The following is a 13,278-nucleotide window of genomic DNA, read 5'->3' as shown; positions in this document are numbered from 1 at the left end:
AGCGCTGCGCCAGCCTCGCCTCCCTGTTTCGTTCACTGAACGCGGTCGGCTCGGCTGCCCCTGACAGGGGCTCTAAACCAAAAACAACCCCCGCCCAATAAAGGACGAGGGTGATTGTACGATATAGGTTTTCAAAACGTACCAAATGAGCAAACCAGACCACGCGAAACTTTGCATCGTACCGGGGCACAGCCCCAAACGTAACGAGCGAGCCTTAACGTAAAGGCCACGCGGAAGTGCCGGAGACCCGGAAGCTTAATGGTACACAGTCCCCCCGCTGGGGGTCAATTATTTTCCTGGCCTTTCTTGATGCCGAACAGCATACGCAGAAGGCCGGCCAGGCACTTGGGGCTCTTGATGACGATAATCTGCATAGATGTTTCCCTGCCTTTCGATGATGGTTTGCTCCATTATAGGCAGAAACGGCCCAAAATGTTCCGCCCCGGTTCAATCGGCGGCGGTTTCCACCACCACAAGGGCACCCTTCTCCACCGAAAGGGTGATGCAGTCCGACCCGGGGGCGTACTCATTGCTGACCCCCAGAGGGTAGCTGGCGGTCAGCTCGGCCCCGGTCAGCTCATAGAAGGCGCCCCGGATGGTGACGCCCTCGGCCTTCCCCTCCGCCGGGAACACCGACAGGTAGAAGTAATCCCCTTTGGGATAGGTCCGGGTCTGGCCGGGCAGCAGGTAGGTGACCCGGCTGCGTTCATCCTGCAATGTGGCACGGACGCCCCGCTTTTCCAGGCCCAGGCCGGTGCAGAGGTTGGCCAGGGTGTGTTCCAGGCGCTTTCCCCCCAGGCACCCCAGCATCAGCACCTCCCGGAACCCCTGCCGCGCCGCCAGCTGGGCGGCGTACTCGGTGTCGGTATCGTCCTTGACGTGGGGCAGCACCACCAGGTCCTCCCCTTCCGGCATATCGGGCCGGGGGGCCGAATCGAAGTCCCCCACCACGGCGTTGGGCCGGCGGCCCAGCACATCACAGCTGCGGTAGCCTGCGTCGCAGGCTATCAGGTAATCGTCGGGCCGCAGCAGCCCCGCCAATTCCGCCCCCACCGGGCAGGCCGACAATATCACACAGCGCGCCATAGGCAAAACGCCCTCCTTCGCTTGCAAAAGCGCCGCAGGGCATAGCCGAGCGGCGCTGGGTTTTGATGGGTTTACAGTTTGGGTTCCTGGCGGCGGGGCTGTTCCCAGTCCTTCACGTCCTTCACCTCGTCGTACATGGCGCAATAGCTGTCGTACCGGGTTTGGGACAGTTTGCCCTCGGCCAGGGCCGCCCGCACCGCGCAGCCTTTCTCGCTGCGGTGGGAACAGCCGGTGAACTGGCACTGGCCCAGGTACGGCCCGAACTCGGGGAAGGCGTGTTCCAGGTTTTCCTTGGGGATGAAGCCCGCGCGGCCCGCCTCCAGGCTGGCAAAGCCCGGGGTATCGGCGATCCGGCCCCCAAAGGCCTCGAAGATGGTGACCTCACGGGTGGTATGGCGGCCGCGGCCCAGCTTCTGGCTGATGGCGGCGGTCTCCCGGCCCGCCTCGGGCAGCAGGGCATTCAGCAGGGTGGACTTGCCCACACCTGAGTTGCCGCAGAAGGCGCACAGCCGCCCGCTGATCCATTCCTTCACCGCGTCCAGGCCCTCGCCGGTGGCGTAGTCGATGCGGATGAAGGGGATGGTGGACAGGGCATAGGCTTTCTCCAGAAAGTCCGCCTCCGCCAGGTCCCCCTTGGTGCAGACGATCACCGGCTGCACCCCTTTGTCCACCGCGATGGCCGACAGTTTATCCAGCACCAGGGTGCTGGGGGAAGGCTGGGTGGTGCTGGCCACCAGGAACAGCACATCCAGGTTGGCCACCGGAGGCCGGACAAAGACGTTCTTGCGGGTGGCGATCTCAGCGATCACCGCCGCGCCGTTCTCCACCGCCAGGGTCACCTGATCCCCGGCCACCGGGCTGCGCTTTTGTTTGCGGAAGATGCCGCGGGCCTTGCACTCCACCACCCCGTCCGGGGTTTTCACGTAGTAGAACCCGCCGATCCCCTTGATGATATATCCGTCCATCCGCTGCCCCCGTTAAAACCAGTCCCAAGGCCAGATGAGGCTGGGGTCCGAGGAACTGGCCCCGCCGTCGGTGCTGCCCGACGAGGAGCTGCCCGAGGAGGAGGACGAAGAGGACGAGGAACCGCCGCCCCACAGGTCGCCCCACCAGTCGCCGCCGCCCTCCGAGCTGGAAGGCTCTTCCGGCACTTCGGGGGCCGGCTCGGGACCGGCCGACACGGTGACGTTGATGCGGGTGTTGTATTTGACGGTGGAGCCGGGCGCGGTCTCCTGGGCGATGACGGTGCCCACCGGCTGGTCGCTGTAGGCCTGGGTCTGGCTGCCCAGGGTCAGGCGGTTCTGGACCAGGAGGGTCCGGGCGTCGTTCACCGACAGGCCCACCACCGAGGGCACGCTGGTGGTGGTGCTGACCTGCTGGCGGCTGACGTACACCACCACGGTGCTGCCCGCCGGGACGGTGGTGCCGGCCGCGGGGTCGGTGCGGATGACCGCACCCACCGCCACCGAGGGCTCCACATTCTGGACCACCAGCACCGACAGGCCGGTATCCCGCAGCAGCTGCTCGGCGTCGGCCTGGACGTAGTTGGTGGTGTCGGGGATGGTGACGTACTGGGTGCCCAGGCTCACCGTCAGGGTGACGGTCTGGCCCTCGCGGACCACACGGCCCGCCGCCGGGGACTGTTTATAGATATAGCCCTCGCCGTAGGTGCTGCTGTATTCCTCCACCCAGTTGATGTTGATCTGTCCGCTGCCCACCTGGGTGCTGGCTTCGGCCTCGGTGCGGGTCATCCCCACATAGTCCTCCAGGACGATGTCCGCCTTCTGGTCCGAGATGAAGTTGCTGTTGTTGTGCAGAATCATCAGGCACAGCACAGCGCACGCCACCGCGAAGGCCACCGTGATCCCCAGCAGGGACGGGATGAACACCGAGCGTTTTTTCCGCTTTTGGGGCGTCCGGGTGCCGGCGCCGCCGGCGCGCTGGTCTTTTTTCTGGCTCATTGTCTGTTTGACCACCTTTGCAGGTGCTTCCTCCGTGATATACTTATAGGCAAAGACCACATCCGGGTCCCGCACATACTGCCCCAGGGCGTCCAGCATCTCGCTGGCGCTGGCGTACCGGTTGGCCGGCAGCTTGGCCATGGCCTTTTCGGTGATTTCCACCAGGGCCCGGGGGGTGTCGGGGGCCAGCTGGGCCAGCGGACGGGGGGTGTCGGTGATCTGCTTGAGCGCCACCTTCACCGCCTCGTCGGCGTCAAAGGGCAGGTGCCCCGACAGCATCTCGTACATCATGACGCCCACCGAGTAGATATCGCTCTGGGGGCCGGTGACCTCGCCGCGGGCCTGCTCGGGGCTGATATAGTGTACGCTGCCCATGGCCTTGCCGGCCAGCAGCTGGTTCTCGGCCCGGGAAATCCGCGCGATGCCGAAATCCATCATCCGCAGCTGGCCATTGTCCAGCAGCATGATGTTCTGGGGCTTGATGTCCCGGTGCACCACGCCGTTGCGGTGGGCGTGGTCCAGGGCCTGCAGAATCTGGGAGATGAAGTGGACCGTCTCCCGGCTGGTGAGCTTGCCCCCGCGCTCGTTGAGGTATTCCCGCAGGGTCATGCCGTTGACGTACTCCATCACGATATACTGGAGCCGGTCGGTGACCGACACGTCGTACACCTTGACGATATTGGGGTGATGCAGCAGGGAGATGGCCTTGGACTCGTTCTTAAAACGATTCACCAGGTCCGGGTCGTGCATGAACTCGGCCCGCAGCACCTTCACCGCCACCACCGTCCCCGCCGGGACGGGGCCGTTCTGGCCCACCGCCACCGCCTTGTAGACGTTGGCCATGCCGCCGGTGCCGATCAGCTCCCGCACCTCATAGAGGCCGTCCAGCCTGCGGCCGATCAGATTATCCATGCTGCACCTCCACCGGCTCCACGCCCAGCAGCAGGGCGGTGATGTTGTCCTGGCCGCCGGCGGCGTTGGCCGCCTCGATCAGCCGGTCGGGCAGGTCATAAAAGGGCACCCGGCCCAGCAGCGCCTCCATCTGTTCGGTGGTGAGGGCGTTGGTCAGGCCGTCCGAGCACAGCAGCAGCATATCCCCTTTCAGCACCACCACCGAGGTGAAATCGGGGGTCAGGCGGTAATCCACGCCCAAAGCCCGGGTGATGATGTTTTTCTGGGGGTGATGTTCGGCCTCCTCGGGGGTGATGGTGCCGCAGTCCACCAGCTCCTGGACATAGGAGTGGTCGTGGGTCAGCTGATGCAGCCGCCCCGCATGGAACAGGTACGCCCGGGAGTCCCCCGCGTGGCAGATATAGGCCCGGCCGTCCCGCACCAGGGCGCAGACCACCGTGGTGCCCATGCCGGCCAGAGATTCCTCCTGGGCCGACTTCTGAAAGACATAGTGGTTGGCGTGTTCCAGGGCCTGGGCCAGGAACTGTTCCTCCCCGCCCCGGCCGCAATGGCTGTACTGGTCCTGAAAGGACCGCTCGATCACATCACAGGCTCCATGGGAGGCCTCCCGGCCGCCCCGGGCCCCGCCCATGCCGTCGCACACCAGGCCCCAGGCCGCCCCGCCGGGCAGTTCCCCTGCCCGGTAGTCGTCCTGGTTTTCCCGCCGGATGCGGCCCACATCGGTTTTCCCTGCAAGTTTCATAGGCTTCTCCTTTTTACTCCGTCTTGGCGGCGGCGTCCATTTCTTCCCGCCGCAGCTGGCCGCAGGCGGCGCTGATCTCGCTGCCCAGCCGGCGGCGGACGGTGGCGTTGACCCCCAGGGCCGTCAGTTTGGCCTGGAAGCGGCGGACGTTCTCGGCGTCGGTGGCCGAGTAGGGGCTGCCGTCCACCGGGTTGATGGGGATCAGGTTCACATGGGCGCCCATCCCCCGGATCAGGCCCGCCAGCTCTTTGGCGCAGGCGTCGCTGTCGTTGACACCCCGCACCATGGAATATTCAAAGCTGACCCGCCGGCCGGTGGTGTCCTGGTAGCGGCGGACCGCATCCATCAGCTGGGCCACCGGATAGGCGTTGTTCACCGGCATCATGCTGCTGCGGATGGCGTCGTTGGGGGCGTGGAGGGAGATGGACAAGGTCAGCTGCAGCTTGCGCTGGGCCAGACGGTCAATCTGGGGCACAATGCCGCAGGTGGACAGGCTGATATTCCGCATCCCGATGTTGACGCCGTCGGGGGACGAAATGATGGTCAAAAACTTCATCACCTCGTCGAAGTTGTCCAGCGGCTCGCCGATGCCCATGAGGACGATATGGGAGATGCGCTCCCCGATGTCCTTCTGGGCGGTATAGATCTCGGAGCAGATCTCGCCGGCCTCCAGGTTGCGGACCCGGCCCGCCTGGGTGGAGGCGCAGAACCGGCAGCCCATCCGGCAGCCCACCTGGGTGGACACGCAGACGGTGCAGCCGTAGTGATACCGCATCACCACCGTCTCGATGCAGTTGCCGTCGGCCATCCGCAGCAGGTATTTCACGGTGCCGTCCTTGGCCTCCTGGCGGCGCTCGATCTGGGGCGCGGCGATATAGAACCCCTGGTCCAGCTGGGCGATGAGGGCCTTGGGCTGGTCGGTCATGGCGGCAAAGTCGGTCACCAGCTTCTGATGCAGCCAGTGAAAAATCTGTTTTGCACGGAAGGCCGGCTGGCCCATGGCTTTCATCTCGGCGGCCAGTTCCTCGATGGTGAGGGATGAGATACAGCGTTTGTTTTCCATTGAAGATTCTCCTGGGGATATTCCTTGTGCGGCGGCTTATTCAGCGCGCTGCATCACACAGATGAAAAATCCGTCCATCCCGGTGCGGCCCGGCACCGACAACAGGCCGCAGGGCCCCTGTTCCATGCCGGCCGGCAGAGCCGGCTCCGGCTCCACCACCCGGAAGTCGGGCCGCCGGGCCAGAAAGGCCCGGATCTGGTCCTGGTTCTCCTCGGGGTGGATGGTACAGGTGGAGTAGACCAGCCGTCCCCCCGGCTTCAGGTAGCCGACGGCGCAGTCCAGGATGGCGCGCTGGGTGTCCAGCAGCTCCCGGCGGCGGGCCTCGTCCAGGGTTTTATAGCGGATATCGGGCTTTTTGCCCAGAATGCCCAGACCGCTGCAGGGCACATCGGCCAGCACGCGGTCGGCGGCGGGAAAGGCGGGGTTGGGCACGGCGGCGTCGTTCACCGCCGTCTCGATGCAGCCCAGGCCCATCCGCCGGGCGGCGGTCTGGATCAGGCCCACCCGCTGGGGGGTGCGGTCGCAGCTGATGAGGCGGCCTTTGTCCTGCATTTCCTGGGCCAGGGCCAGGGTTTTGCCGCCGGGGGCGGCGCACAGGTCGATGACCGTCTCCCCCGGCTTTGCCCCCAGGCAGAGGGCCGCCAGCTGGCTGGCCTGGCCCTCCACATGGAAGTCCCCCCGCTGGAACCATTCGGTGTCGGCGGGGCTGCCGGCAAAGTCGGCCAGCAGGCTCCTCGGCACGAGGCCGGGTTTGGCCTCCACCCCGGCCTTGCTCAAGGCGTCGGCCAGGGCGGCGGGGGTGGTGTGCAGCGGGTTGACCCGCAGGGCGGTTTTGCCGCCGTCCGCCGGGCTGGACAGGATGGCCAGGGCTTCTTCCGGGTAGTATTGGCGCAGGAACGCGGCCACATCCCGGCCCGCCGACCCCAGCACCATCAGCCGCTCCACCTCGTCGGCAAAGACGGCGGTATCCAGGTCATAGGCGCAGGCTTTGCGCAGGACGGCATTGGCCAGGCCGGCGGCGCTGGACTTGCCGAAGGCGCGCACCAGCTTGACCGACTCATTGACGGCGGCCGGGACGGGCACCTGCATATAGCGGGCCTGGGCCAGGCCGCTGCGCAGGATGGCCCGCACCGGCGGGTCCAGTTTGGCCAGGCCCTTGGGCAGAAACCGGCTCAAAATATAGTCCAGGGTGGCCTGGCGCTCCAGGGTGGTATAAAAGATGGCGCTGGCAAAGGCCCGGTCCCGGCCCTGCAGGCCCGAGCGGCCCAGCTCGGCATCCAGCACCAGGTTGGAGTAGCCCCCCTGTTCCTGATGGACGAGGGCGGCCGCCGCAGCGGCCCGGGGCCCCGCCGGCCTCAAAGGGTATCCCCCGCTTTGAGCCGCAGGCCCGCCGCAAAGGCGCTGCCCTCCATGGGCTTGGAGCCCTCAGGCACCACCCGCAGCAGCTGGACGGCGCCGTCGGCGCAGGCCACCGTCAGGGGCTTCAGGGCCAGGACGGTGCCGGGGGCCTGGCCGCTGCTCTCGGCCACGCGGCTCTCGGTGACCTTCACCTTGCGGCCGCCGCTGGTGACAAACCAGGCCGAGGGCCAGGGGTTCATGCCCCGGACCCAGTTGTGGATGTGTTCCGCCGAATCGGTCCAGTGAAACTCGGCCATCTCCTTGGACAGGGGCGGCGCCATGGTGGCGGCGGCGTGGTCCTGGGGGGTGGGGGTCAGGGCGCCGGCGGCAATTTTGGGCACCGTCTCGCACAGAACCCGGGCGCCCACCGCGGTGACCCGGTCGAACAGTTCCCCGCTGGTCTCCTCGGGGTCAATGGCCATCTTTTCGCAGACCAGCACGTCGCCGGTGTCCAGGCCGGCGTCCATCTGCTGGATGGAGACGCCGGTCTCGGCGTCGCCGTTCAGCACCGCCCACTGGACCGGCGCGCTGCCGCGGTACTTGGGCAGCAGGGAGACGTGGAGGTTGATGCAGCCGTATTTAGGGATCTCCAGCACCGACGGGGGCAGGATGCACCCATAGGCCACCACCGCGATCAGGTCGGGGGCCAGGGCCCGGATGTTGGCATCCTCGCCGCCGTCCCGCAGGGTGCGGGGCTGAAAGACCGGGGTGCCGTGGGCCAGGGCCACCGTCTTGACCGGCGGCGGGGTCAGCACCTGCTTGCGGCCCACCGGCTTATCCCGCCGGGTGTACACGCCGCAGATCTCATGGCCGGCGGCGTAGAGGGCCTCCAGGCAGGCGGCGGCGATATCCGGCGTTCCCATGAACAAAATCCGCATTTACTGCTCCTTTGCTTTCCGGGCCTCGGCGCGGCCCTCCTCGGTATCCTCGTAGAAATAATCGCTGGACTCCATGATGGTGATGCCGTCCAGATGGTCGTTCTCATGCTGGATGCACCGGCCCAGCAGGCCGTCGGCCTCCAGCTCGAACCACTCGCCGTTCCGGTCCTGGGCGCGGACCTTCACCGCCGCCGGGCGGGTCACGGCGCCGTTATGGCCCGGGAAGGACAGGCAGCCCTCATAATGGGTCTCCTCGTCCTCCGACACCGCCACGATCTCGGGGTTGACAAAGTCAATGAACTTGTACTCGTAGTCCTCGGGCAGTTCCTCGGGGGCGTCGGTGACGTCCCACACCACGAACAGCCGGCGCAGCATCCCCACCTGGGGGCCTGCCAGGCCCACGCCGTCGGCGGCGATCATGGTCTCGTGCATATCGTCCAGCAGGGTGGCCAGACGGTCGTCAAACTTGGTCACGGGGCGGCAGACCTTGTTCAGAATGGGGTCGCCTTCCTTCACGATGTTGCGGATAGCCATAAATTACACCTCTCCAATTCATCAGATATCGCCGTCCGAGTGCATATCCACCGCGGCGGAGGCTTTGGCCGGGAGTTTTTCCTCCTCATAACAGGCCAGCACCTGCCGCAGCAGGGCGCGGAACGTCTTGTCGTTCCGGCACTTGACGGTGAGCTTATAGCGGTAAATTTCGTTGATCATCAAAATGCTGCCCGGGGTGGGGCCCAGCACCCGCAGGGGGATGCCAGGCTGCTGCGCGGCCTCCCGGGCCAGAATCTGGGCAAAGCGGGCGGCGGCCCTGGCCACCTCCCCTTCCTTTTTGCCCGAGAAGGTCACAATGCACAGCCCGCAGAAGGGCGGATACAGGCCCAGGCGGCGGTATTCGATCTCCTGGGCGAAAAAGGCGTCGTAATCCTGTGCGGCGGCCAGGTTGAGGACGGGGTTGTCGGGGTCGGTGGTCTGGATGATGGCCCGGCCGGGGCTGGAAGCCCGGCCGCTGCGGCCCACCACCTGGGTCACCAGGCTGAACACCGTCTCATAGGCCCGAAAGCCCTGGGCGAACAGCAGAGAGTCGATCCCCAGCACCCCCACCAGGGTCACGTCCTCGAAATCCAGGCCCTTGGCCACCATCTGGGTCCCCACCATGATGTCGTATTCATGGCGGGCAAACTGGGCCAGCATCTTTTCGTGGGCGTCCTTGGCGGAGGTGGTGTCCTGGTCCATCCGCAGGATATGGGCCTCGGGGAACAGGGCCGCCAGCTCCTCCTCCGCCTTCTGGGTGCCGAAGCCCCGGTACTGCAGTTTGCCGCCGCAGGCGGGGCAGACGGTGGGCCGGGGCTGGATCTGGGTGCCGCAGTAGTGGCACAGCAGCCGGCCCCCTTCATTCTTATGATAGACCATGGGGACACTGCACTTGGGGCACTTGAGCACCTCGCGGCAGTCCTCGCACTGGGCCATGGTCTGGTAGCCGCGGCGGTTCAGCAGGAGGATGGTCTGTTTCCCGGCGTCCAGGTTTTCCCGGATGGCGTCCTCCAGGGCCAGGCTGATCTCCCGGGGGTTGCCGGCGGCCAGCTCGGCCCGCATATCCACAATCTGCACCGACGGCAAGGGCTGGCCGCCGTACCGCTGGGTCAGCCGCACCAGCTGGCACCGCCCCGCCTGGGCCTCATAAAAGCTCTCGGTGCTGGGGGTGGCGCTGGCCAGCAGCAGCAATGCCCCATTTTTGGCGGCCCGCCACCGGGCCACCTCATGGGCGGAATACCGGGGGGCCGACTCGGAGCGGTAGGTGTGTTCCTGTTCCTCGTCGATGACCATGAGGCCGATCCCCTCCAGAGGGGAAAAGATGGCGCTGCGGGTGCCCACCACGATGTCGGCCCCGCCGTCCTGAATCATCTGCCACTGGAGCAGGCGTTCGGTGTGATTCAGAGCCGAGTGCTGCACCGCCACCCGCCGCCCGAACCGCTCTTTTAACCGGCGGATCATCTGGGGGGTGAGGCTGATCTCGGGCACCAGCACCAGGGCCTTTTTGCCCAGGGCCAGACACCGCTCAATCAATTTGAGGAACACCAGGGTCTTGCCGCTGCCGGTGACCCCGTACAGCAGGGCGGTATGGGCCTGGCCCGTCTCCAGATGGGGGGCCAGGGCGTCAAAGGCGGCCTGCTGTTCCGCCGTCAGGTCCAGCTGTTCGGTGCGCTGGGGGATGTGGGCGTAGAGGTCCAGGGATTTATTCACCTGCTCACTGGCCAATACCCCCTTGGCGCAGAGGTTTTCGGCCACCGCGCGGCTGATGCCGTGGGCTTCCAGGTCCCCCTGGGTCCGGGGCCCGCCGCTGAGCAGGGCCACCGCCGCCAGCTGTTTGGCGGTGGGTTTGGGCTTCTGGGGCAGGGGCGCCGCCAGCCGGTACAAGGTCTCGGTATGGCGGGTCAGCTGCTTTTGCAGCACCGGGGTCACCCCGTCCGCCGCCAAAGCCGGCTTATACTGGGCCCCGTAAGGGATCACCGCCTTGACCGCCTCGTACCAGGTGCAGAAGGTACGGCCCTTCAAAAACCGCACCAGTTCCAGCAGCTCGGGGGTCAGGCAGGCCGACGCCGGGGCCACGTCAAACAGGTACTTTAACTTGGAGCTCTCGGGCTCGGCGTCGCAGGCCAGCACCACCCCCATCCGGGGGCGGCTGCCCCGCCCGAAGGGCACCAGCACCATGCTGCCCAGCCGGACGGCGTCCTGCTGGTCGGGCATCACGGCGTAGGTATACAGTTTATCAAAGTGGAAGGCCGCATGGCTCACCGCAACGCCCACCGTCTTTGGCATCCCATCCGCTCCTTTGTCTGTGTTATTCCGGCTGGCCCACCCGCCGGGCGATGGTTTCGTAGAGTTCGGCGGCGGCCTGGTCCAGGTCGCGGTTGACGATCCAGGCGTCAAACTCGCCGGCCCGCTGCAGCTCCTCCCGGGCGATGGCCAGACGGTTTCTCACGTCGGCGTCGCTGTCGGTGCCGCGGCCCCGCAGCCGCTGTTCCAGCTCCTCCCAGGAGGGGGGCAGCAGGAAAATGATGGTGGAGCCGGGGTACAAGCGCTTGATATTGGCGGCGCCGTGGACGTCAATATTCAGCAGCACCGTCTTGCCTGCGGCAATCCGGCGGTCCACCTCGGATTTCAGGGTGCCGTAGTGGTGGTCGTTGAAGCAGTTGCTCTCCAGGATCTCCCCCTGGTCCAGCAGCTGCTGGAACTCCGCCTCGGTGCGGTAGTAGTAGTTGACCCCTTCGGCCTCCCCTTCCCGGGGGGCGCGGGTGGTGATGGACACCGTCTTCTCAATCTCAGGATGGGCGGCACGGACTTTGGCCATGACGCTGTCCTTGCCCACGCCCGAAGGCCCTGCCACCACAAAGAGATACTTTTCGCCTTCCATTTAAACTTCCTCCGTTTTTCCATCCGATGGGCTGCCTGCACGGTTGGCCACCGTCTCGGGCTGCAGGGCGGACAGGATCACATGATCCGAATCCATCAGCAGCACCGCCCGGGTGCTCCGGCCATAGGAGGCGTCAATCAGGCGGCCCTGTTCCCGGGCCTCCTTGATGATGCGCTTGATGGGGGCCGAGTCGGGGCTGACCACCGCCACCAGACGCTCCGCGCTGACCATATTTCCAAACCCGATGTTTATCAGCCGCATACCTGTTACCCTTTATCCTGTCTGTGTTTACTCGAGGTTCTGGATCTGCTCCCGAATCTTCTCGATCTCGGCCTTCATGTCCACCACGATCCGGGTGATGTCCAGATCCTGGCACTTGGAACCGATGGTGTTGGCCTCCCGGTTCAGTTCCTGGGTGAGGAAGTCCAGCTTGCGGCCCACCGGCTGGTTGCTGCCCAGAATCTCGCGGTACTGGGCGATATGGCTGCGCAGGCGCACCGTCTCTTCATCCACCGCGGTCTTGTCCCCGAAGATGGCCGCCTCGGACAGGACCCGGGCGTCGTCGATGGACCGGTCTTCCAGGATCACCTTGAGCCGCTCATACAGGCGCTGGGTGTATTTCTCCACCCGGCCGGCGCTGAGGGTCTCCACCCGGCCCACGCATTCCTCCACCGTATTCAGGCGGGAGGAAATATCGGTCAGCATCTTTTCGCCCTCGATGCCCCGCATCTCCATGAAGTTCTCCAGGGCAACGGCGGCCACGTCCGACACGTCGTTCCACAGCTGTTCGGGGTCCACCTGGGCCTGCTGGGTCACCAGCACGTCGGGGAAGCGGGCCAACAGGCTCACCGTCACGTCATTCTTGATCCCCAGGCCTTCGGACAGGTCCCGCAGGGCCTGCTGATAGCTGCGGGCCAGGTTCATGTCCACCGTCACGGCGGTGTCGGAGGCCTCGGTGTTCTGGACCGTCAGGCTCAGCTCCACCTTGCCCCGGGCAATCCGGCTGTTCAGCAGCGTCTTGAGCCGGCTGTCCAGAAAAGCGCAGCTGCGCGGCACACGGGAGGTATACTCAAAATACCGCGCATTGACGCTGCGCAGCTCCACCGTGATCTCCCGGCCATCCCGCACCTCGCTGGCACGGCCGTACCCTGTCATGCTATAGATCATATTCACTCTTCCCTTTTCATTCTTGCCAGATCATTTCCACATATATATCCGCCTTGGGGTCTAGTGCCCCATATTACGATACATATGGTATCATTTTACTATTCCGGCGCCTTTTTTGCAAGGGAACCGGAGAAAAAACCCATGTTTGACACAGCCTTGTCACAAAGAACAGCCGGGCCGGAGGATCTCTCCCCCAGCCCGGCTGGACTCAATACTCTTTGGTGACGGTCTCAAGGCCGTACTTTTTCAGAAAGCGGGCGAGGTCCCGCTCATCCCGGATCAGCATGACTTCTTCAAACCGGCCGGTGGCAATCTCCCGAAAGCCCGCCGCCTGTTCCCCGGTACAGATGCTGCACCGCACCACCGGTTTCCACAGGGCAGGATCGTAGGTCCTGGCCTCGGGCTCCTTTTTCTTTGCAAACCACATGGACGGGTCACCTCCAGGGTTTAAAGTGCGTCCCGGACAAGGAAACAGCCTGTGTTCCCTCCCCCAAGGGGGGCAGTCACGCCGAAGCGCGTCCTGCGGACGAAGCAGCGAGGCGTGACTGGCGCAGCGCTCCGGTTTTTGCAAGCGCCCTCTGCGGCGCGCCGCAAAAATCGGCTAAGCGCAAGAGGATTGTCGCGCAGCGACAGGGGGGACTTCCTCTATGGGCGGG

The 13,278-nt window shown here is 65.4% G+C and carries 14 protein-coding genes; all 14 read right to left on the bottom strand.

Features of this window, described 5'->3' with window-relative positions; translation table 11 throughout:
- Nucleotides 1-284 precede the first annotated feature (284 nt).
- A complete protein-coding gene (spoVM, locus tag B5F27_RS16615; protein ID WP_144066540.1) occupies nt 285-374 on the bottom strand; it encodes a stage V sporulation protein SpoVM in 90 nt (29 codons plus the stop codon).
- Between the two features lie 73 nt (nt 375-447).
- Nucleotides 448-1,086, bottom strand: coding sequence for a thiamine diphosphokinase (locus B5F27_RS14370; protein WP_087368794.1), 639 nt, complete (start codon nt 1,084-1,086; stop codon nt 448-450).
- A 71-nt stretch (nt 1,087-1,157) separates the two neighbouring features.
- Nucleotides 1,158-2,051, bottom strand: coding sequence for a ribosome small subunit-dependent GTPase A (rsgA, locus tag B5F27_RS14365; protein WP_087368793.1), 894 nt, complete (start codon nt 2,049-2,051; stop codon nt 1,158-1,160).
- Nucleotides 2,052-2,063: 12 nt separating this feature from the next.
- Complete coding sequence (gene pknB, locus B5F27_RS14360; protein WP_087368792.1) at nt 2,064-3,959, bottom strand: Stk1 family PASTA domain-containing Ser/Thr kinase; 1,896 nt, start codon at nt 3,957-3,959, stop codon at nt 2,064-2,066.
- Nucleotides 3,952-4,701 (bottom strand): Stp1/IreP family PP2C-type Ser/Thr phosphatase, encoded by a 750-nt coding sequence (locus tag B5F27_RS14355; protein ID WP_087248930.1) that lies wholly within the window; start codon nt 4,699-4,701, stop codon nt 3,952-3,954. Before B5F27_RS14355 ends, pknB begins: the two co-directional genes overlap by 8 nt.
- Before the next feature lie 13 nt (nt 4,702-4,714).
- Nucleotides 4,715-5,764: a 23S rRNA (adenine(2503)-C(2))-methyltransferase RlmN gene (gene rlmN / locus B5F27_RS14350; protein ID WP_087368791.1), complete on the bottom strand. Its 1,050-nt coding sequence runs from the start codon at nt 5,762-5,764 to the stop codon at nt 4,715-4,717.
- Between the two features lie 36 nt (nt 5,765-5,800).
- Entirely contained in the window at nt 5,801-7,123 is a 1,323-nt protein-coding gene (rsmB, locus tag B5F27_RS14345) for a 16S rRNA (cytosine(967)-C(5))-methyltransferase RsmB (RefSeq protein WP_087368790.1), read from the bottom strand.
- Complete coding sequence (fmt, locus tag B5F27_RS14340) at nt 7,120-8,040, bottom strand: methionyl-tRNA formyltransferase (protein WP_087368789.1); 921 nt, start codon at nt 8,038-8,040, stop codon at nt 7,120-7,122. The genes rsmB and fmt overlap by 4 nt, the downstream gene beginning before the upstream one ends.
- Nucleotides 8,041-8,574, bottom strand: a complete 534-nt coding sequence (def, locus tag B5F27_RS14335; RefSeq protein WP_087248938.1) for a peptide deformylase — start codon at nt 8,572-8,574, stop codon at nt 8,041-8,043.
- Between the two features lie 21 nt (nt 8,575-8,595).
- On the bottom strand, nt 8,596-10,860 hold the full coding sequence (priA, locus tag B5F27_RS14330; protein ID WP_087368788.1) for a primosomal protein N': 2,265 nt from the start codon (nt 10,858-10,860) through the stop codon (nt 8,596-8,598).
- Between the two features lie 22 nt (nt 10,861-10,882).
- Nucleotides 10,883-11,455 (bottom strand): guanylate kinase, encoded by a 573-nt coding sequence (gene gmk, locus B5F27_RS14325; RefSeq protein ID WP_087248943.1) that lies wholly within the window; start codon nt 11,453-11,455, stop codon nt 10,883-10,885.
- A complete protein-coding gene (locus B5F27_RS14320; protein WP_087248945.1) occupies nt 11,456-11,716 on the bottom strand; it encodes a DUF370 domain-containing protein in 261 nt (86 codons plus the stop codon). It abuts the gene before it with no gap.
- A 27-nt stretch (nt 11,717-11,743) separates the two neighbouring features.
- Complete coding sequence (locus B5F27_RS14315; protein WP_087368787.1) at nt 11,744-12,622, bottom strand: YicC/YloC family endoribonuclease; 879 nt, start codon at nt 12,620-12,622, stop codon at nt 11,744-11,746.
- A 208-nt stretch (nt 12,623-12,830) separates the two neighbouring features.
- Entirely contained in the window at nt 12,831-13,049 is a 219-nt protein-coding gene (locus B5F27_RS14310; RefSeq protein WP_087368786.1) for an aspartate dehydrogenase, read from the bottom strand.
- Nucleotides 13,050-13,278: the final 229 nt, after the last annotated feature.

The sequence above is a fragment of the Faecalibacterium sp. An192 genome (assembly GCF_002160175.1).
Taxonomy (GTDB): domain Bacteria; phylum Bacillota; class Clostridia; order Oscillospirales; family Ruminococcaceae; genus Faecalibacterium.
Note: the sequence above shows the minus strand (reverse complement) of the source record. Positions and strands in the feature narration are given on the sequence as shown.